Here is a 21,062-nt window from a genome sequence, read left to right on the forward strand (position 1 = left end):
TTGCCAGACCTAATCTCCAGTAGAGTAAGTGGACAGGAATGTTTCTAGCCGGTCCATCCCTTCTTCAAGTTGGTCAAGGGAAGTGGCAAAGGAAATTCGGATATAGCCTTCGCCAGCTTGACCAAAAGCAGAGCCAGGAACCACAGCAAGATGCTGGTCTTCTAGTAAGTTTAGGCAAAAGTTAAAGGCATTGGGGTCATAGGACTTAATTGAAGGGAAGATGTAAAAGCTTCCTTGGGATTTGCTATAGTCGAGGCCCATCTTATCCAAGCGCTGAACCAGGTATGCTAGTCGCTCCCGGTAGGCCTGGTTCATTTTTTGAGGAATATGGAGGCCATGTTTGAGGGCAGCCAGACCAGCGTATTGGCTAGGAAGGCTGGCACAGATAGTATTGTTGAGGTGGGGGATGAGGATGGACTGGGTAAGTTTTTTAGAACTTAAGAGGTAACCGAGTCGCCAGCCGGTCATGGCATGAGACTTGGATAGGCCATTAATGATAATTGCCTGGTCCTTGATTTCAGGAAATTGACTGAAGCTGACATGGTCTTGGGTCAAACTGTTTTCACCATAAATTTCATCGCTCAAGAGGAAAATATCATGGTCTTTGATGACCTTGACCAAGGCTTGGGCCTGGTCTTGATTTACAGACACACCAGTGGGGTTGGTCGGATAGTTTAAGATGATAGCTTTGGTTTTTGGAGTGATTTTTTCCTCTACTTGTTGTGGGCTGAGGACAAAGTTAGTCTCTGAGGTGTCGATTGGGATGACCTCACCGCCTAACATGGTCACAATTGCCTGGTAGGCAGGATAGGCTGGTTGGGGGATAATGACTTGGTCGCCCTTTTCCAAAATAGTTCTTAAAGAGGAGTCAATGGCTTCACTTCCTCCAGCAGTCACAATGATTTGGTCTTCAGGGTCAAAGTGGACCTGGTATTTGTTGAAGTAATAGTCGCTAATGGCCTGTCTCAGTTCAATTAAACCCGCATTGTGGGAATATTTCAGGGACTTCTTGTCAACAAAGGCATCGACTAGAGCTTGCTTAATAAGGGGGTCGGTGTCAAAGTCGGGAACTCCAAGTGTGAGGTTGACGGCATCATCATAGTCACTAGCCTTATTAGAAAAGTACCTAGTTTGTGGAATGGACATGGATGCAATGGTCGAATTTATCTCTGGCATAAGAACACTCCCTGATCTAATCTTTTAATTTCCATTATAGCAATTATTTTAAATCTTTTATAGGCCAGCCTAGCTTTATCCTTGCCTACATGACTTTACAAATGTTACAGTGTTTTTAAAACCACAAAAATCATTCGCTATATTTTTGCTTTTATTGATAGATTCGGTATAATGTTTCCGAGTATGTATTTGTGATAGAAGGTAGGTTAAGTTATGGTAAAGAATGGTTCGGATAGGACTGTCAAAAAAATAGTGACCATCACCTTATCGGTCTTGGTCGTCCTTTTGCTTGTTTTTTTGGTATCAGGCTACTTTTTTGTCAATTCAGCCCTTGGACCCAAGGATGAAACAAGTGATGAAGTTATTGAAGTGGAAATCCCCCAGGGGACTTCCCGGTCCAATATTGCCTCTATTTTGGAGGAAGAAGGGGTCATTGACAGTGCCTTTGTGTATAATACTTATTTAAGAATGAATGATGAGCAAGATTTCCAGGCTGGGACTTATGAAATGTCACCGTCTATGTCTTTAAAAGAGATTACGGACTATCTCCAAGAGGGTGGGCAACCGATTGGGGTTGAAACAGCAACCTTCAATGTCCCTGAGGGCTATATGTTAGAGCAATTTGCTGAAATCATCGGCAATGAAACCCAGTACACAGAAGAGGAATTTATGGACCTAGTCCAGGATGAAGACTTTATCCAAGGCCAAGCTGAAAATTACCCTGACCTCTTAGGGGAGACGGCTGACCGGGATGATACCCGGTATAAGTTGGAAGGTTATCTCTATCCGGCTACTTATGAGTACACTGAAGAGGACTCACTGGAGACCATCGTTGGCCGAATGATTAGCCAAATGAATGCCGTTGTGGAACCTCACCTGAGTGATATTGAAGCATCTGACTTTACCGTCCATGAAATCCTTACCCTGGCTTCCTTTATTGAAAGGGAGGGAATCACGGATGAGGACCGGCAAGTAATCTCCGGTGTCTTCCACAACCGCTTGGACCTGGGGATGATGCTGCAAACCGATGTCAGTGTCACCTATGCCCTAGGACAGCACCAAGAGCGGATTAGTTATGATGACTTAGAAGTTGATTCAGCCTACAATACCTACCAGCATACTGGACTGGGACCTGGGCCAGTTAACAGCCCTTCTGCCAATTCCATTGATGCAGCTGTAAACCCAGTTGAAACAGACTATCTTTACTTCCTAGCTGATTTGGAAACCAAGGAAGTCTACTTCTCAGAGACCTATGAACAACACTTGGAATACCAAAACCAATACTTGAGAGACAATGGGGATGGTTCAGAAGAAGGCCAAGAGACTGAAGAAACTGAGGCAGAACCAGAAGAATAGGATTTTATTCCGATTAAATGAATAGAAAAGCCACAAAACATTGGGCCTCGGTCCAATGTTTTATGGTGTAGGGATGAAGGTGAAAAAATGGATGAAAAGGAAAAGCCCTTGGTCATAGGGGTAACCGGTGGGTCGGGCAGTGGGAAAACCAGTGTTACCAAGGCGATTTACAACCACTTCCCCGGTAAGTCCATCATGATCTTAGAGCATGATTCTTATTACAAGGACCAGAGTCATTTGGACTTCCAAGACCGACTCAAGACTAATTATGACCACCCCCTAGCCTTTGATACAGAACTCATGGTCGATCAACTCAAGGCCCTCTTAAATAACCAGGCTGTCGATGTACCTGTCTATGACTATAAACGTCACACCAGGAGTTCAGAGGTCATCCACCAGGAGCCTAAGGAAGTTATTATTGTGGAAGGTATCATGGTTTTAGTGGACCAAGCCTTGCGTAACTTGATGGACATTAAAATTTATGTGGATACTGATGATGACATCCGGATTATCAGGCGGATTAAGCGGGACATGCAAGACCGGGGTCGGAGCTTGGACTCCATCATTGACCAGTATCTTAGTGTGGTCAAGCAAATGCATGAACAATTTATTGAACCCTCTAAACGCTATGCCGATATTATCATCCCAGAAGGGTCGCAAAACCAGGTGGCTATTGACTTGGTTACGACTAAAATTCAAAATATTTTTGATGAAAGACAATAAAAGAGCTTGGAACCAGGTAATTTCTTTACATTTTAAGGAGACCATGGTATCTTAGCCTCATTGAAATAAAAAGTAAAGGTGATAAGTATGTCAGATGAAAAAGTTTACCCGATGACACGGGAAGGTAAGGAAAAATTAGAAGCAGAACTGGAAGACTTAAAGTCCAATAAACGCCCGCAAGTGGTTGAGCGAATCAAGATCGCCCGGGGTTTTGGTGACTTGTCAGAGAACTCGGAATATGAATCAGCCAAGGATGAACAGGCCTTTATCGAGGGTCGGATCAGCACCTTGCAACACATGCTACAAAATGTGGAAATTATTGAAAAAAAAGATAACGACGGCCGAGTCAGTTTAGGCAGCCTTGTCCGCTTTAAAGAGTTGCCAGATGGGATTGAAGAAGAATACACTATCGTCGGCAAGGCGGAAAGCGACCCCTTCGCTGGCAAGATCTCCAATGAATCTCCAATTGCCCAAGCCCTTTTGGATAAACAAGTAGGGGACCTGGTTGAGATTCAAACCCCAGGTGGAGCTATGAATGTCGAAATAATAGAAGTAGCCTAGGAAAAAAGCTGGATTTTATTCCAGCTTTTTTAACTTATCCAGTGGTGAATGGGACCTAAGACTGATCTTGCCTATAAAAGCTATAAATCGGCTCTTTTAACCAGTATAATAAGGGTATTAAAGAATAGGAGCCAATCTCATGGACAGAATAAATAAAGATGTCGTCATTTTCATCCTAATATTGGTCCTAGTCGCTAGCATGGGCCTTGAGCTTGCGGCCAGTCCCTTCCCCTTGATATTGATCCTAGCAGGGATCGTGGGTTTATACCTAACCCAAAGCAAGGGGAAAGAGTCATATAGTTTAATGTTCATCATGAGCTTGGCTGCCATCAGCCTGGCCTTGCTCAATACCTATTCGGCTTGGATTATCTTAGCCATCCTTGTTATCATTATTTTTACTCGGAACCAGTCTTTCTTTCAATCGCTGAAAGATAGCTTGTTTGAAACAAATTTTTCCTGGACGGGTAGTGAATATATCTCAGTAAAATTTGACCAAGACCACGAAAGATCCATCAAGCGGACACGGCGTAAGTGGATTGGTCGCGAAAGCGATGAAAATTTGGTTTATCAATGGGAAGATATTGTCTATACCAAGTTTGCAGGGGACACCTTCATTGATTTGGGCAACACCATCATGCCCAAGGATCAAAATGTTATACTAATCCGCAAGGTTTTTGGGGACTTGAAGATTTTGATTCCCCAAGAGGTCGCTGTTTCTTTGGACATTAGTATTTTGCTAGGCAAGGTACGGATTGGGGAGGACGAGTTAACCTTAAACAATGAGGTGGTCACTTACCGGTCAGACCATTTTGACCAGACCGACCGCAAGTTAAAAATTATGACAACCAGTATTTTTGGAGATGTTGAGGTGGTCTTCTTATGAAAGATCATATCAAAAGACTTATCTTAACCAATATCTTGGTCATCATCATCTTGATTTTGGCTATAGCGGTCACTCTCAGATACTTTACGGAATATAGCCTAGTGGGTTTAGTAATAGATGACTATTACTCCTTTCCCTACTTAATGGTCTTGCTTATTTTTTCCTTTATTTTGACCCTGGCTTTTTACGGGATCCCCACCCTTTTAAAATACCGGCGAGACCGAAAAATTGAACAAGCCTTGAAGTCGCTCATTGAAGGAAATTATTCTTCCAACTTAATAGCCCGGATGACTTATGCCCCCAAGGCTCAGATCAGCCCCAAAATTGACCAGGCCTTTTTACAGCTCCAGAAAAAATTGATCAGCATTTCCAATGAAATCCTTTTAACTAAGGAAGAGCAGGCCCAGTTGGGGACGGAGACCCGGGAAGAAATTTTGGAGGCTGAACGCAAACGGATTGCCCGGGAGCTCCACGATTCAGTCAGCCAGCACCTTTTTGCCTCTTCTATGATTTTATCGGCTATAAATGAGCAAGACCTCTTGGCTCAAGACTATCCGGCTATCAGCCAGCAGTTGGCTAATGTGGAGCAGATAATTAACAACTCTCAATTAGAAATGCGGGCCCTCTTGCTGCACTTGCGGCCTGTCCAACTCAACAATAAGTCTCTAAAAGAAGGCATCAGTCACTTATTAAAAGAGTTAGCCAGTAAGGTTAAGATGGCTATCAAGCAAGATTTAGACGAGGTGACCTTACCCACCAGTATAGAAGATGACCTCTTCCGAGTGGTCCAAGAACTTTTATCTAATGTCTTAAGACACTCTCAAGCTGAGGAAGTGGAAGTCTATCTCAAAGAAAGGCCTCAAAAGATTGTCTTAAGGGTAGTGGATGATGGCCTAGGCTTTGACCTAGACGAGGACCGGTCTGGCTCTTATGGCTTGGCTAATATTGAGGAGAGAATTTCTGGCATGGGGGGCAATGTCAAGATTGTCTCCCTAAAAAATCAAGGGACCAGTGTGGAGATAACGATTCCGATAGATTTGGAGGAAGCTAATGATTAAAGTAATGTTAGTCGATGACCATCCCATGGTCCGACTGGGTTTATCGTCTTATTTTTCCATCCAGAGTGATATGGAAGTGGTCGGTGAGGCTGACAATGGACAAACAGGCGTGGAGATGGCCTTAACCCAAAAACCGGATATTATTTTGATGGACTTGGTTATGGATGGGATGGATGGCATCCAAGCCACCAAGGCTATAATGACAGAATGGCCCCAAGCCAAAATTATTATCCTAACCAGCTTTATTGATGATGAGAAGGTCTTCCCGGCCATGGAGTCCGGGGCAAGTGGCTATTTGCTCAAAACTTCTTCTGCTGCTGAAATAGCCAATGCTATCCGGGCCATTGACAAAGGGGATAGCGTTTTTGAAGAAGAGGTGACCCAGAAAGTTATTCAAAGGCACAGCCATGACCAGGCAAGCCAGCCTCATGATGACTTGACCAAAAGAGAGCTGGAAATCCTTTCTTATATTGCTAAGGGCTATAGTAACCAGGAAATTTCTGATGCTTGCTTTATTACCTTGAAGACGGTTAAAACTCATGTTTCCAATATCTTGTCTAAGTTAGATGTGGTGGACCGAACCCAGGCTGCTATCTACGCCTACCGCCATGGTTTAGCTGAGTAAAAAAGCCGAGACAATTGTCTCGGCTTTTTTGTTTGATTTTTTATTCAGTTTAATTACTGGTTAATACAACAGGTAGGATAATGGGTTTCCGTTCGGTTTCTTCAAATAAGAAGGATTTAACGGCTTCTGTCAGGTTATTGCGGAGCTTATATTCATTGACATGCTTGTATTGGAAGGAGTCTTGGATGGACTGGTAGGCGACTCTTTGGGCCTGCTTGATCAAATCTTCTGACTCCCGCATGTAAATAAAGCCCCGGGAGACGATATCCGGTCCAGCAATAACCTGTCGTTTTTGGGTATCGATGGTTGCGACGACTACAACTAAGCCGTTATCAGATAGGTTCTTCCGGTCTCTTAATACCACACTGCCAATGTCCCCGATCCCACTGCCGTCGATGTAAACTGACCCGGCTGGGAAATCACCAGCTAAGCGGGCTGAATCTTCGGTCATGGCTAGGACCTGACCGTTATCCAAAATGAAGCAGTTGTTTTTTTCTACTCCGGTTTGGATAGCTAAGTTGGCGTGGATTTTTTGCATCCGGTGCTCTCCGTGGATAGGAATGAAGAATTTCGGTCGCATGAGACTGAGCATCAATTTTTGCTCTTCCTGGCTACCGTGACCGGAAGTGTGGATGGTGTTGACCTCGCCGTGGATAACCTCAGCGCCAGCCTCCATCAATTGGTTGATGACATTATTAACGGAAGTGGTGTTGCCTGGAATCGGCGAGGAAGAGAAGACCACGGTATCACCTGGCTGGATGGAAATTTGCCTGTGGCTTCCATTGGCAATTCGACTCAAAGCAGCCATGGGTTCACCCTGAGACCCTGTACAGAGGATTAAAGTCTCTTGAGGATCTAGCTGTTTTAAGTCATGGGCATTGACGAAAATATCCGTATCAGATTCAATAATCCCCATTTCTTGGGCCACTTCAACGGAGTTGTTCATGGACCGACCAAAGACTGCAATTTTCCGTCCGGTTTGGTGGGCGGCTTGGACCACCTGGTTAATCCGAGAAACATTAGAAGCGAAGGTGGCAAAAATAATCCGACTATTAATATTTTGCAAAAGTTTTAGGATGGTTTCCCCCACTACTTGTTCTGACTGGGTAAAGCCGGAAACCTCAGCGTTGGTAGAATCAGATAGGAGGGCCAGGACACCTTCTTCACCGATACGAGCCATCTTGTGGAGGTTGGCGCGTTGACCAACTGGGGTAAAGTCAAATTTGAAGTCACCCGTTTGGACAATGTTGCCGTTAGGTGTTTTGACAACAATCCCGTATGATTCAGGGACAGAGTGGGTCGTTTTAAAGAAGCCAACTGATGTCTTGTCCAACTTAATAACTGTATCTTCATCGATTTCGTGAATTTCAGTTGACCGCAAGAGTTTGTGCTCGCTGAGTTTGTTGCGGATCATAGCAGAAGCTAGGTGACCGGCATAAATCGGGACATTGATCTCTTTTAGTAAATAGGGGATGCCCCCAACGTGGTCTTCGTGGGAGTGGGTAATAAAAAGCCCCTTGATCTTATCTTGGTTTTCGACCAAGTAGGTGTAGTCGGGAATCACATAGTCGATCCCCAGCAAACTGTCTTCTGGGAACTTGATCCCTGCATCAATGATGATGATTTCGTCTTGAAATTGGACGCCATAGGTGTTTTTACCAATTTCATCTAAGCCTCCGATACCAAATATGGCAACTTCATTGTTATTTATGTCGACTGTCATCTTGTCTTATATCTCCTTATCATAAAAAATATTTTCCAGTTCTATTTCTAATTGGCGTCTTGGGCCCAATTAGAGCTACTTTATAGTTTATCACAAGTCTATCTTCAAGTATAGATTTACATATGCTAGGATGAGAATAGATTGTGACAAGGAGACTTTGCATTAAGGTCTAACGCTTTAGTAAGCTGGCCTTCATTTACTATAAATTCACAAAAGAAAGCTCAAAGCTTCGTACTATGGACAAGCCTTGAGCGTTTTGTTTTATTAATATGGGATGATCAAGGTAAGTTAGGTTAGTTAACCCCTAATAATTCCACGTCATCTGGTAGGGCCAGAGGGTTATCGGGATCAATCCGGTCAAAGAAGAGAACGCCATTTAAGTGGTCGATTTCATGTTGAACCACAATAGCTGGGTAGTTGCGCAAGCGTTCTTCATGCTTCTGGCCATCTTGGTCAAAATACTGGATTTTAACCCGAGCAGCCCGGGGCACGATTCCCGCTACTTTGCGGTCAACTGACAAGCAACCTTCACCAGTTGGTAGGGCCGTCTTGCCAGCAGAATGGCTAATAATTTTAGGGTTAAACATAATCCGGCTAAATTCCTGGCCGTCATTTTCTTCTTCAGACAAGTAGACAGCGATAAAACGCTTGGAGATATCGATCTGAGGGGCTGCTATCCCAACCCCGGGTCTAAGATCGTATTTTTCCGCAAGCTCAGGGTCTTGACTGTTCTTGACAAATTCTAACATATCTTGAGCCGTTTGCTTGCTAGCGTCATCGAGAGGAAAGGTAACTTCTTCAGCAACCTTTCGTAAGGTGGGGTGACCTTCCCGGATAATATCTTTCATTGTGATCATTTTACCACTCCTAATCAATAGTTTAGTATAGCAATAAGATAAAAATTAAGCAATTAACTTGTTTGAGGATAAGGCTTATAAAGAAATTGCATAAGAAGCAAATTATAACAGTTTTGAAATGGTGTTATAGGCTTAAAGCTTGCTCGGACTAGCCAGGTTTCATTTCAGAGTGAGTCAAAGCAAGTCGTATAATTATCATGATGAAATCGATTATAATAAAAAGCTTGAAAAATGGTTCGTTCCATGCTAAATTTAAATCGACAGACGAAGTGTAACAGCCACTAAGCCTGTATTACAATTACCATAATGAGAGGAATGGGATTATTTATGGCGAAAGAACAAAGCGATCAACGTGTGCAAGAAAGCTCAGTTGAATCTTTGAACTCAGAATCAACACAGCCAGTTGATTATGAGGCAATCTTAAATAATTACAAGGCAACTTTCCCAACTGTTCAAATATTGGATAAGGAAGGGGAAGTTGTAAATGAGGATATTATGCCAGACTTGTCAGATGACCAATTAGTTGACTTAATGGAGAAAATGGTCTGGTCAAGAACCTTATTTGACCGGTCTATCGCCTTGTCAAAACAAGGGCGCCTAGGCTTTTATGCCCCAAGTAAGGGCCAAGAAGCTTCCCAAGTAGCTTCCCACTATGCTTTTGAAAAACAAGACTGGCTTTTTCCTGGTTACCGGGATGTCCCACAATTGATTCTCCACGGCTTACCTATTTCCAAAGCCTTTTTATGGTCTAGAGGCCATATGGAAGGGAACCGGTATGATGACCTAAGAGCTATGCCACCCCAAATTATAATCGGTGCCCAAATGGTACAAGCTATGGGGAACGCAGTTGGTGTCAAGTTAAAAGGCGAAGAAAATGTTGTCACCTTTGCCTACACCGGTGACGGCGGATCTTCACAAGGGGACACTTACGAAGCGATTAACTTCGCTTCCCGCTACAAGGCTCCAGCTGTCTTTTATATTCAAAACAATGGTTACGCTATTTCAACCCCAAGACATAAGCAAACCGCTGCTGAGACCCTAGCCCAAAAAGCAGCAGCTGCTGGTATTCCGGGTGTTCAAGTTGACGGAATGGACCCACTCGCCGTTTATGCAGTTTCTAAACAAGCAAGAGAATGGGCAGCAGCTGGCAATGGTCCCGTCTTGATTGAAACACTAACTTCCCGTATGGGGGCCCACTCTACTTCAGGTGACGACCCTTCCATCTACCGTGACCAAGAGTCTTTTGACTATTGGGATGACCGTGACCCAATCAAACGCTTCAAAGCATATTTAGAAGCTAAAGGTTTATGGGACGACGAAAAACATGAAGAAGTCGTCGAAAAAGCCAAAGAAGAAATCAAGCAGGCAGCCAAAGAATCTGATTCAACTCCAGACATGACGATTACTGGCTTACTTGAAGCGATGTACGAACACCAACCTGCTAATATCAAAGAACAAATCAAAAAATACCAAGAGAAGGAGAGTAATTAACCATGGCTAGTAATCAATTGACCATGATCAAGGCGATTACCCAAGCCCTTGACCAAGAGATGGAACAAAATGACAAGATGATTATCTTTGGTGAAGACGTCGGTAAAAACGGCGGGGTCTTCCGGGCAACTCAAGGACTCTTTGACAAATATGGTGAAGACCGGGTTAACGATACTCCTCTTGCTGAATCTGGTATAGGGGGCATGGCTTTTGGTTTAGCCCTACAAGGCTTTACACCAGTTATGGAAATCCAATTCTTTGGTTTCGTGTTTGAGACCATGGATGAAATTTCTGGTCAAATTGCCCGCCAACGTTACCGTATGGGGGGAGACATTAACTTCCCAGTCACCATTCGTTCACCATTTGGCGGAGGTGTCCACACGCCAGAAATGCACGCGGACTCTCTAGAAGGCTTGATGGCTCAGTCTCCTGGTTTGAAAGTCGTTATTCCATCCAACCCTTATGACGCAAAAGGCCTTCTAACCGCAGCCTTACGCGACCCTGACCCAGTTGTTTTCCTCGAACACATGAAACTTTACCGGTCTTTCCGCCAAGAAGTGCCGGAAGAACAATATGAAATCGAACTTGGCAAGGCCAATGTAGCCAAAGAAGGAAGCGATGTGACAGTTGCCGCATATGGATACATGGTCCGCGAAGCCTTGAAGGCAGCTGAAGAATTAGAGAAAGAAGATATTTCGGTTGAAGTCATTGACTTGCGAACTGTTTCACCGGTAGATTACGAAACCATTACCGAGTCAATTGAAAAAACCAACCACTTTGTCTTTGTCCAAGAAGCCCAAAGACAAGCAGGAGTGGGCGGTCAAGTGATCGCAGAAGTTGCCTTGCGGTCAATCCTATCACTTGAAGCACCCCTCAAATATGTTTCTGCCCCAGATACCGTCTTCCCATTTGGCGAAATTGAAAATGAATGGTTGCCTGGTGCAGATGACATTATTGAAGCAGTGAAAGAATCCATTAACTTCTAAGCAAGTTAGATGATTTATGTCAAGCAGTGAGTCGGAATGGTTTCCTCATTGGCAAGGGCCATTCCCTCTTTGCTTGAGACCACATCCAATCACACACGTTTAAAAGGAGAGCGATCAAATATGGCATTCACATTTAAACTACCTGACGTCGGCGAAGGGATGGCTGAAGGTGAAATTGTCAGCTGGTTAGTCGAAAAAGGGGATACCGTTGAAGAAGGTGACTCGGTAGCTGAAGTCCAAAACGATAAGTCAGTGGAAGAGTTGGCATCACCAGTTGACGGGACTATCCAAGAATTTATCGTTGAAGCTGGAACTTTAGTCGGAGTTGGTGACCCTATCCTTAAAATTGACGATGGGTCAGAAGACGATGAGGAAGAAGAAAGCAGTCAAGACCAGGCAGACCAAGACAGCCAAGAAAAAGAGGAAGATCAAGAAGCCAGTCAGCCCGCTGCTAGTGGTGGGGTAGTTGAAAAAGCTGACCCTAACAAGCAAGTCCTAGCCATGCCATCTGTTCGACAATATGCTAGAGACAAAGACGTCGACATCAGCCAAGTCCAAGCAACTGGTAAGGGTGGACGGGTCACTCGAGAAGATATAGACAACTTTGACGGCTCTGCTAGCCCACAAGCCCAAGATCAAACAGGTCAAGGGCAAACCATTAGCCAAGAAGTCAAAGCTTACTCTTCACCATTTGAAGACCAAGAAACTCGCGAACCAATGTCCATGACACGCCGGGCAATCGCAAATGGTATGTCTTACAGTTCCAATACCATCCCATCCTTCGCCCTCTTTGACCAAGCCGATGCGACAAAACTCATTGCCCACCGTAGTCGGTTTAAAGAAGAGGCTGCCGAACAAGGGGTAAAATTGACCTACTTGCCTTATATTGTTAAGGCCTTGGTATCAACCTTGAAAAAATATCCCGTATTAAATACATCTTTAGATGACACTACAGATGAAATTATTCACAAAAACTATTATAATATAGGTATAGCCACCGATACCCCAAGTGGATTATTCGTTCCGGTTATTCGAGATGCAGATAAAAAATCAATGTATGAAATTGCTGACGAAATTGAGGAGAAATCTGAAAAAGCTAAGGCTGGCAAATTAAGTTCAGATGACATGTCCGGTGGCTCAATCTCAGTTACCAACATTGGTTCCGTTAACGGTGGTTTCTTCACACCAGTCATCAACCACCCCGAAACTGCTATCTTAGGAATTGGCCGAATTAAGAAAAAACCGGTAGTCGATGAAAATGATGAATTGGCAGTTGCCCCTGTTCAAGAATTGTCATTGATCATTGACCACCGCGTGATCGATGGGGCTGATGGACAAAGAGCCCTAAACCACTTGAAACGTGTCATTGAAGATCCTGACCTATTACTCATGGAAGGATAGGGTCTTGTCAGCTGGCTTAGCAGGTTATCCAAACAGCTGTCTTTGTAAATCCAGACCAGACAAAAGGAAAGGACAAGGTGTTCATTAATGGTTGTTGCAGACTTTACTGAAGAATTGGATACAGTAGTCATCGGGTCAGGACCCGGCGGTTACGTTGCAGCTATCCGGGCTGCCCAAGAAGGTCAAGATGTTACTGTCATCGAGCGAGAATTCATTGGCGGGGTGTGCTTAAACGTCGGATGTATCCCATCTAAAGCCCTCATCAATGCTGGCCACAAATACCACGATGCGGTTGATTCTAAAGACTTAGGTATTACAACTGGAGACGTTGAGATTGACTTTACCAAGACTCAAAAATGGAAAGACAACCGAGTCGTTAAACGCTTGACCAAGGGTGTTGAAGGATTACTCAAGAAAAATGGTGTCAATATCATCATGGGCGAAGCTTATATCAATGGCCCTAACAAGTTAAGTGTTTCGACTGAAGATGGTAAACAATCTTACAGCTTCAACAACTTGATTGTCGCAACAGGATCTTCCCCAATTGAAATTCCTGGTTTCAGCTTCAAATCTGACCGGGTATTGGACTCAACTGGTGCTTTAAACTTGGAAGAAATTCCAGAAAAACTAGTAGTTGTTGGTGGGGGTTACATTGGCTGTGAATTAGCTGGTGCTTATGCCAACTTTGGTACTGAAGTGACTATCTTAGAAGGTGCAGACACCATTCTTGGCGGTTTTGACAAAGACATGGTTAAAATTGTCGAACGCGACTTCAAGAAAAACAAGGGCGTTGATGTCGTGACTAAAGCTAAAGCAAAATCAGCTGAAGAAACAGATTCAGGTGTCAAAGTCACTTACGAAGCCAAAGACGAAGAAAAAACCATCGAAGCTGACTATGTTCTTGTCACAGTTGGCCGTACCCCTAACACTGATGAACTTGGCTTAGAAGCTGCAGGCGTTGAATTGGACGACCGCAACCTAGTCAAAGTAGACAAACAAGGCCGAACTAGTGTAGACTCCATTTGGGCTATTGGGGACATTGTGGCAGGTGCTGCTCTTGCCCACAAGGCTTCTTATGAAGCAAAAGTTGCTGCTGAAGCTATCTCAGGCAAAAAAGTCGAAGTGGACTACAAGGCAATGCCTGCTGTTGCCTTTACAGACCCTGAAGTTGCTATTGCTGGTTACTCTGAGCAAGAAGCCAAAGATGCTGGCCTAGACGTTAAAGCAACTAAATTCCCAATCGGTGGGAACGGTCGTGCCCTATCTCTCAATGCGACTGATGGCTTCATCCGCTTGATCACCACCAAAGAAGACAACGTCATCGTTGGTGGCCAAGTAGCAAGTGTTGGGGCTTCAGACATCATTGCGGAAATTGCCTTGGCAATTGAATCTGGCATGAACTTAGAAGATATTACCCTTACTGTTCACGCCCACCCAACCCTTCCTGAAGCTGTCATGGATACTGCTGAAGCAGCCCTAGACCAAGCAATCCACATCTAAGTTTTGACTGAAGATAGGAATCGAAAACCACTGGGTTTAACCCAGTGGTTTTTTTACATTCATGTGAGTTTAGATGACAAGTTTTTTTCTAAAGGATAGCTGTGGTAAAATTGCTAGTAAATAGGCTGTATAGAGTTTCTAGAGAGGTGGTCAATTGTGACAAATTTAAATAAAGTACATGATCTGGCGACTGCTTGGGTCAAAGAGGCAGGAAGTCAAATCGCTAGTCAATTGAACCAGGATTTGTCGGTGGAGACGAAAACGGGCCCCAATGACCTGGTGACCAACTTAGATGTCCAAACCGAAAAATTCTTGACCGGGAAGATCAGGGCAAACTTCCCCAACCATAGGATTGTAAGTGAGGAAGGTTTTGGCGACAAGCTGAGTGACTTAAAGGGGCCAGTTTGGTTTGTTGACCCTATTGACGGGACTTTAAACTTTGTCAAGCAGAGGGAAAATTTCTGCATCATGTTAGCTTTTTATGAAGACGGGGTGGGGCAATTGGCTTACATCTATGACTTAGTGGGGGACCGCTTTTATCATGTCATCAAGGGCCAGGGTGCCTACTGCAATGACAATCCTATTACAGGGCTTTTAGACCGAAGACTGGACCAAGGACTTTTGGCCTTTAATTCTAAGATCTTGATCGACTCTTCTCGGACCAAACTCCAAGGTCTGCTCGACCAGACCCTAGGCTTAAGGCTCTATGGGTCAGCTGGCATGGAGGCCATGGAAGTTCTCATGAGCCGGACGGTAGCCTATATTGCCTCTCACTTGAAGCCATGGGATTATGCTCCAGCAGCTGTATTTATGGCTGAAATGGGGGGCAAGCTAAGTGACTTCCAAGGCCAAGATCCAGATTTTCTAACGGAAAGTGAGATTATCATCGCCAACAAGCTGGCTCACCAAGAAATACTGGACCACTTGCATCAAAAATAATTTTGCAGTCCTTTGACCTAACTGATATAATATTCTTGCTGTTTTATGACAGGTTAACAAGTAGTAGAAAGACATTGCCAAGATAAGTTGGAGGAAATTGTGTGAAAAAACGAGATGATATTAGAAATATAGCCATTATTGCCCACGTTGACCATGGTAAAACGACCCTGGTTAACCAACTCTTGGAACAATCCGACACCCTAGATAGCCATACTGAAATTGGTGAACGGGCCATGGATTCCGATGACATTGAAAAAGAACGCGGAATTACCATTCTAGCAAAGAATACGGCGGTCCAGTACGGGGACACCTTGATCAATATTTTGGATACCCCAGGCCACGCCGATTTTGGTGGCGAGGTAGAACGGATTATGAAAATGGTCGACGGGGTTATATTGATTGTAGATGCCTATGAAGGGACCATGCCCCAGACCCGGTTTGTTTTGAAAAAGGCTTTGGAACAAGACCTGCAACCCATTGTGGTGGTGAATAAAATTGACAAACCAACGGCTCAACCGGAAAAAGTGGTTGATGAAGTCTTAGACCTCTTGATTGAACTGGAAGCAGATGAAGACCAATTGGAATTTCCAGTGGTCTATGCTTCTGCCTTAAATGGGACTTCCTCTTTTTCAGACCAAGCTGGAGACCAAGAGGAGACCATGGACCCTATTTTCCAAACCATTCTCGACAAGATTCCAGCTCCAATCGACAACAGTGAAGAGCCTTTGCAATTTCAGGTTTCTCTATTGGACTATAATGACTACGTTGGTCGGATTGGGATTGGCCGGGTCTTTCGGGGAACCATCAGTGTTGGGGACAATGTTAGCTTGTCCAAGTTAGATGGGTCGGTCAAAAACTTCCGGGTGACCAAGCTTTTTGGCTACTTTGGCTTGGAAAGACGGGAGATCCAGTCTGCCAAGGCCGGCGACTTGATTGCCGTCTCTGGCTTTGAAGATATCTTCGTTGGCGAAACAGTTACCCCAACTGACCAAGTAGACCCCCTCCCAGTCCTCCATATTGACGAACCTACCTTACAGATGACCTTCCTAGCCAATAATTCGCCTTTCGCTGGTCGGGAAGGCAAGTGGGTGACCTCCTCCAAAATTGAAGAGCGGCTTTTTACCCAGCTCCAAACCGATGTTTCTTTAAGAGTTGACCAAACCGATTCGCCGGATGTCTGGAAGGTTTCTGGACGAGGGGAACTCCACTTGTCCGTTTTAATCGAGAATATGCGACGGGAAGGTTATGAACTCCAGGTCTCCAAGCCTGAGGTCATTACTAAAGAAATTGACGGGGTTAAGTGTGAACCCTTTGAACGGGTCCAAATTGACTCGCCTGAAGAGTACATGGGCAACATCATTGAAGCCCTAGGACAACGCAAGGGCGAGATGCTCGACATGGTACACACGGGCAATGGCCAAGTCCGGATTGTCTTCCAAGTGCCGGCCCGGGGATTAATTGGCTTTAGTAATGAATTTATGTCTATGACCCATGGCTACGGCATCTTAAACCACAGTTTTGATGAATATGCCCCAATGGTCGAAGGCAATACCGGCGAACGTAAAAACGGGGCCCTGGTTTCCATGGAAAACGGCCAGGCGACCACCTACAGTATCATGAACCTTGAAGACCGGGGGACCATTTTTGTTGAACCGGGGACGGAAGTTTATGCGGGTATGATCGTTGGGATGAATAACCGGGACAATGACCTGACCGTCAATATTATCAAGGAAAAACAAAAAACCAATGTTCGGTCAGCTACCAAAGACCAAACTAGTGTTATTAAACGACCGAAGATTATGTCCCTAGAAGAATCTTTAGAATTTATTACTGACGATGAATATGTGGAAGTAACTCCCGAATCCATCCGGCTCCGCAAGAAGATCTTGGACAAAAATACTCGAGAAAAAGCGAACAAGCGCAAGGGTTAGACTTGTCCCGAGGACTCGATATGGTATAATGATTTCAAAGAGTAAAAAAGGAGGGCATGTGGTGTGGATAGTGTAAAAGTGCAATATACAAAGGATATTTTAATGGAAGATGCCAACCGCATTTCCAAATTAATCGAGAACCAGCGTCATTTGTGTGTTTCATGTCCAGCATTTGAAGAAGTGATCGATACACAATTGTTTGGCTTTTCTAAAAAAATTGAATTCGCCGTTCAAATGGATCTACTCCCAGAAGAAGACGGGCACCAAATGATGGCTGACTTGGAAAAACATTTAAATGATGTCTACAACCATGCCGTTGACCAAGACGAGTAAACACAAGTTAAGAGAGCCCTCATGAACAGAGGGCTTTTTATTATATTAGAAGTGGGCTGGAGAGGAGTTTGGCGACATGGACAATATAGAAAGAAAGCGCCAGGGAATTATTGTATGGCTGTACACGCCCAAGTATTTAAACCAATTAAGTCAGTATGGGACCTTGCATTATGTTTCCAAGAAGATGAAGTATGCCCTCTTGTACGTGGAGAAGAAGAAGCTAGATAAGGTGAAGTCCCAACTCATTAAACTGCACTTTGTTAGAAGTATCGAAGACTGCCACTACCAGGACTTGACAGCAGACTATAGTGGCTTGTTGGAGGAGTTAGACCAAGAGGCCAAGGCCAAAAATGAGGAAGATAGTGGACTGAAGTTGTTCTCACAATTAGATTATTGAGGTGGATGTATGCGAATTATTGCTGGAAAATATGGTGGACGGCCACTCAAGGCTGAGGTAAGTGAAGAGACCCGGCCGACCAGTGACCAAATTAAGGAATCGGTTTTTAACCTGATCGGCCCTTATTTTGAAGGAGGCTTAGTCTTAGACCTATATGCAGGGACCGGGGCCCTTGGCATTGAGGCAGTCTCTCGTGGCATGGATAAAGCCTACCTGGTTGATGCTGACGCTAAGGCAGTCAAATCAATTCAAAAAAATATCACCATTACCAAGGAAGAAGACAAGTTTTATCCGTATCGTTCGCCAGCAGCCAAGGCTTTAATGACCTTTAAGCACAAGCAATTGGCCTTTGACCTCATTTTCCTAGACCCTCCCTACCAAGACGACCAAATCATTGGCGATATCGAGGAAATGGTCAAGCAAGAAATGGTTAAGCCTGGTGCCTTGATTGTCTGTGAGACCAAGTATGACTCCCAAATGCCAGAGACCATTCGAGATTTAACTATTTACAAGCAAAGAAAGTATGGGACCACCCTTATCACTATTTATGAAAGGAAAGCTTAAATGAATCGCGCAATCTATGCAGGCAGTTTTGATCCGATTACTAAGGGGCATATGGATATTATCAAGCGAGCGTCAAAAATATTTGATGAAATAATAGTTGCAGTAGCTAATAATACTTCAAAAAACAGTATGTTAGATCTTGACACTAAGTTAGTATTAATTAATCAGTCAGTACGAGGTCACAAACTAGAAAATGTATATGCAACTAAATTAGAAACTGGTTTAATTGTAGATTTCGCTAGAGAAAAAGATGCTAAAATCCTCATAAGAGGTCTTAGATCTGTTAAAGACTTTGACTATGAGTCTTCTATTGAGGATTTGAACAAGGTTCAAGATCCTAACATTGAAACAGTCTATTTATTATCATCAGCTAGACATCGTTCAATAAGTTCTACAGTAGTTAGAGAAATTATTCAATTTGAAGGACAAATTGAACAATTAGTACCTAAGCCAGTTGTAGATTACTTTCAAAAGAATAAATAATAATAATTGGAATTAATGCTCGCCATACTAGTGTGAAATAGTTTGGTAATTTTAATTCCATTATATTAATCTCTTTAAACCATGATGTAAATTATCACAATATAAGACGGTTTTCCTTCACTTTTTTAGATTTATAGTTAGTAGTGAACAAAAGAGCTAGTACTTCTTTGTTTTTGGGAGGCTTATATTATCTTTTTAGATTTTTGGAACTTTATTTTTATTTGAGTTAGCTCATTAAAAAGGCCAGATCGAACATTATTAATCCAATGTTTGATCTGGCTTTTAGTATTATCTTTAACTTTATTATTACATTTCAATACGTTAATTTTACAATTTCAGCTGTTTGATTTACCTTACGTTAAAAATCATATGCTATATTGAATTAGTCAAATATAGGAGGTATGAAAAATGAAAGAAAACTTGAAAACTTTATTGTTAGTCACGGTGCTTCTTAGTACATATGGATGTAGTAATAATTCAGATCAATCACAAGATCAACAAGCCGATCAGACTCAAGACGAACAAACTGAGCAAACTGAAGACCAACAAGCTGATCAATCCCAAGAACAGCAAATAGTAAAAATATCAAATTCTTCAGAAATCGATTCACTAGACAATCATAGATCTGAAGCAACTGAAACAGGAAAAATGTTAGACCAAATACATGACGGTTTAGTTGATTATGATACTGCCGGTGATATAATACCAGCTTTAGCTGAAAGCTGGGAAATTTCTGAAGATGGTTTGACTTACACTTTCCATTTAGTAGAAAATGCAACTTTTCATAATGATGATCCTGTTACTGCCCAAGACGTTGTAGCCTCTTATAGCCCATTGGCAGGTTTAGATGGCGAAGAACCATTAAGTTCAAAATGGGAAGTAGTTGAAAGTGTAACAGCAGTAGATGATTTTACTGTGGAAATAGTTTTAGAAAGTCCTGATTCTGGATTCTTAGCTCGAACTACTTCAGGTATTCGTCCTGAAGGATATGAAGATCAGGCTAATCATCCAATTGGTGCCGGTCCATTTAAGTTTGTTGAATGGAATCAAGGAGAAAAATTGGTTATGGAAAAATTTGACGGGTACTACGATCAAGAAAATATGCCTTCTATAGACGGGGTCGAATGGTACTTAATGGAAGACTCTTCAACTGCTATGTTAGCCTTACAAACCGGAGAAATTGATATTACTAATGTTTCTTTAGAAGAAAAAGAAACGCTAGGTGAAGAATACAACTATATTGAAGGTCCAATGAACATGGTGACAGTTTTTGGTCTAAACCATGAATTTGAACCTTTTTCTGACGAGAGAGTTCGTCAAGCTATGAATCATGCCATAAATAAACAAGAGTTAATAGACATTGTTTTCCAAGGAGAAGCTACTGAATTAGGCTCCATGTTTTCACCAGTTATGGAGTTGTACTATCAAGAAGGTCTTCAAGATAAATGGCTATATGATCAAGATAAAGCCAAAGATTTATTGGCCGAAGCCGGTTATGAAGATTTAGAATTCACATTGAAGGCTCCTAGTCATGCTCAAATGTATGCAGATATGGCTCAAGTAATTGCAGATCAACTAGGTCAAGTAGGTGTGACAGTGAATATTGAAATGATAGAATGGTCTACCTGGTTAGAAGATGTTTATACCGATTTTAATCATGAAGCTACAATAATTGGTTTGACAGGGAAAATTGATCCATATGATGTTCTAATTCGCTTTGTAGATGGCTATCACAGAAACTTCATAAATTATAATAATGATAACTATAATCAAGCTATGGAAGATGCTGTACAAGAGATTGATGATGATAAGCGTATTGATCACTACAAAGAAGCTCAAACTTTGCTAGCTGATGATGCTGCTTCAGTATTTTTGGCAGACCCATATCGTATTACTGCTACAAAATCACACATTGAAGGGTTAGAAATGTATCCCGATGAAAAATTAAACCTTGAAGATATTGAATTCGTTAATACTCAATAATTTAAAAACTTTAATTAAGAGAGTAGCACCAAGATCAATGTATTCATTTCAGGGATTTAAACTAGCTGTCGTCTCAACTGGAAGCATTCAAG

Annotated in this window: 20 protein-coding genes; 17 read left to right on the forward strand and 3 right to left on the reverse strand. The window is 42.9% G+C overall.

Annotated elements, in window-relative coordinates; genetic code table 11:
* Positions 1-9: 9 nt before the first annotated feature.
* The gene (locus HMPREF9698_RS00970) at positions 10-1,176 is read right to left on the reverse strand and encodes a pyridoxal phosphate-dependent aminotransferase (RefSeq protein WP_003776393.1); all 1,167 of its coding nucleotides are present in this window, start codon (positions 1,174-1,176) and stop codon (positions 10-12) included.
* A 213-nt stretch (positions 1,177-1,389) separates the two neighbouring features.
* Between HMPREF9698_RS00970 and mltG the strand changes: the two genes are divergently transcribed.
* The 6 genes from mltG to HMPREF9698_RS01000 all read left to right on the forward strand — a co-directional run bounded on the left by mltG (position 1,390) and on the right by HMPREF9698_RS01000 (position 6,382).
* Positions 1,390-2,532, forward strand: a complete 1,143-nt coding sequence (gene mltG, locus HMPREF9698_RS00975; RefSeq protein ID WP_003776394.1) for an endolytic transglycosylase MltG — start codon at positions 1,390-1,392, stop codon at positions 2,530-2,532.
* 87 nt (positions 2,533-2,619) lie between these two features.
* Complete coding sequence (gene udk, locus HMPREF9698_RS00980; RefSeq protein ID WP_003776395.1) at positions 2,620-3,255, forward strand: uridine kinase; 636 nt, start codon at positions 2,620-2,622, stop codon at positions 3,253-3,255.
* Positions 3,256-3,342: 87 nt separating this feature from the next.
* Positions 3,343-3,816, forward strand: coding sequence for a transcription elongation factor GreA (gene greA, locus HMPREF9698_RS00985; protein ID WP_003776396.1), 474 nt, complete (start codon positions 3,343-3,345; stop codon positions 3,814-3,816).
* Between the two features lie 139 nt (positions 3,817-3,955).
* Entirely contained in the window at positions 3,956-4,699 is a 744-nt protein-coding gene (gene liaF, locus HMPREF9698_RS00990; RefSeq protein WP_003776398.1) for a cell wall-active antibiotics response protein LiaF, read from the forward strand.
* A complete protein-coding gene (locus tag HMPREF9698_RS00995; protein ID WP_003776399.1) occupies positions 4,696-5,757 on the forward strand; it encodes a sensor histidine kinase in 1,062 nt (353 codons plus the stop codon). Before liaF ends, HMPREF9698_RS00995 begins: the two co-directional genes overlap by 4 nt.
* The gene (locus HMPREF9698_RS01000) at positions 5,750-6,382 is read left to right on the forward strand and encodes a response regulator transcription factor (RefSeq protein WP_003776400.1); all 633 of its coding nucleotides are present in this window, start codon (positions 5,750-5,752) and stop codon (positions 6,380-6,382) included. The genes HMPREF9698_RS00995 and HMPREF9698_RS01000 overlap by 8 nt, the downstream gene beginning before the upstream one ends.
* A 49-nt stretch (positions 6,383-6,431) precedes the next feature.
* Here HMPREF9698_RS01000 and rnjA read toward each other — a convergent pair whose 3' ends face one another.
* Together rnjA and def are read right to left on the reverse strand one after the other, a co-directional pair.
* Entirely contained in the window at positions 6,432-8,105 is a 1,674-nt protein-coding gene (gene rnjA, locus HMPREF9698_RS01005; RefSeq protein WP_003776402.1) for a ribonuclease J1, read from the reverse strand.
* Between the two features lie 293 nt (positions 8,106-8,398).
* Complete coding sequence (gene def / locus HMPREF9698_RS01010; RefSeq protein ID WP_003776404.1) at positions 8,399-8,962, reverse strand: peptide deformylase; 564 nt, start codon at positions 8,960-8,962, stop codon at positions 8,399-8,401.
* Between the two features lie 327 nt (positions 8,963-9,289).
* Here def and pdhA point away from each other — a divergent pair, with 327 nt between their 5' ends.
* From pdhA to HMPREF9698_RS01065, 11 genes are all read left to right on the forward strand, one after another.
* Positions 9,290-10,453, forward strand: a complete 1,164-nt coding sequence (gene pdhA, locus HMPREF9698_RS01015) for a pyruvate dehydrogenase (acetyl-transferring) E1 component subunit alpha (RefSeq protein WP_003776406.1) — start codon at positions 9,290-9,292, stop codon at positions 10,451-10,453.
* Between the two features lie 2 nt (positions 10,454-10,455).
* Positions 10,456-11,439, forward strand: coding sequence for an alpha-ketoacid dehydrogenase subunit beta (locus tag HMPREF9698_RS01020; RefSeq protein WP_003776408.1), 984 nt, complete (start codon positions 10,456-10,458; stop codon positions 11,437-11,439).
* Between the two features lie 120 nt (positions 11,440-11,559).
* On the forward strand, positions 11,560-12,840 hold the full coding sequence (locus tag HMPREF9698_RS01025) for a dihydrolipoamide acetyltransferase family protein (protein ID WP_003776409.1): 1,281 nt from the start codon (positions 11,560-11,562) through the stop codon (positions 12,838-12,840).
* A gap of 87 nt (positions 12,841-12,927) precedes the next feature.
* A complete protein-coding gene (lpdA, locus tag HMPREF9698_RS01030) occupies positions 12,928-14,340 on the forward strand; it encodes a dihydrolipoyl dehydrogenase (RefSeq protein ID WP_003776411.1) in 1,413 nt (470 codons plus the stop codon).
* Between the two features lie 156 nt (positions 14,341-14,496).
* Positions 14,497-15,279 (forward strand): inositol monophosphatase family protein, encoded by a 783-nt coding sequence (locus HMPREF9698_RS01035; protein ID WP_003776412.1) that lies wholly within the window; start codon positions 14,497-14,499, stop codon positions 15,277-15,279.
* 101 nt (positions 15,280-15,380) lie between these two features.
* Positions 15,381-17,210, forward strand: coding sequence for a translational GTPase TypA (typA, locus tag HMPREF9698_RS01040; protein ID WP_003776414.1), 1,830 nt, complete (start codon positions 15,381-15,383; stop codon positions 17,208-17,210).
* Positions 17,211-17,273: 63 nt separating this feature from the next.
* Positions 17,274-17,543: a DUF1507 family protein gene (locus HMPREF9698_RS01045; RefSeq protein ID WP_003776416.1), complete on the forward strand. Its 270-nt coding sequence runs from the start codon at positions 17,274-17,276 to the stop codon at positions 17,541-17,543.
* A 76-nt stretch (positions 17,544-17,619) separates the two neighbouring features.
* A complete protein-coding gene (locus HMPREF9698_RS01050) occupies positions 17,620-17,940 on the forward strand; it encodes a YlbG family protein (protein WP_003776418.1) in 321 nt (106 codons plus the stop codon).
* Positions 17,941-17,949: 9 nt separating this feature from the next.
* The gene (gene rsmD, locus HMPREF9698_RS01055) at positions 17,950-18,504 is read left to right on the forward strand and encodes a 16S rRNA (guanine(966)-N(2))-methyltransferase RsmD (RefSeq protein ID WP_003776421.1); all 555 of its coding nucleotides are present in this window, start codon (positions 17,950-17,952) and stop codon (positions 18,502-18,504) included.
* Positions 18,505-18,987: a pantetheine-phosphate adenylyltransferase gene (coaD, locus tag HMPREF9698_RS01060; RefSeq protein WP_003776423.1), complete on the forward strand. Its 483-nt coding sequence runs from the start codon at positions 18,505-18,507 to the stop codon at positions 18,985-18,987.
* Between the two features lie 408 nt (positions 18,988-19,395).
* Positions 19,396-20,970, forward strand: a complete 1,575-nt coding sequence (locus HMPREF9698_RS01065; protein WP_003776425.1) for an ABC transporter substrate-binding protein — start codon at positions 19,396-19,398, stop codon at positions 20,968-20,970.
* Positions 20,971-21,062: the final 92 nt, after the last annotated feature.

Source organism: Alloiococcus otitis ATCC 51267 (genome assembly GCF_000315445.1).
GTDB lineage: Bacteria > Bacillota > Bacilli > Lactobacillales > Carnobacteriaceae_A > Alloiococcus > Alloiococcus otitis.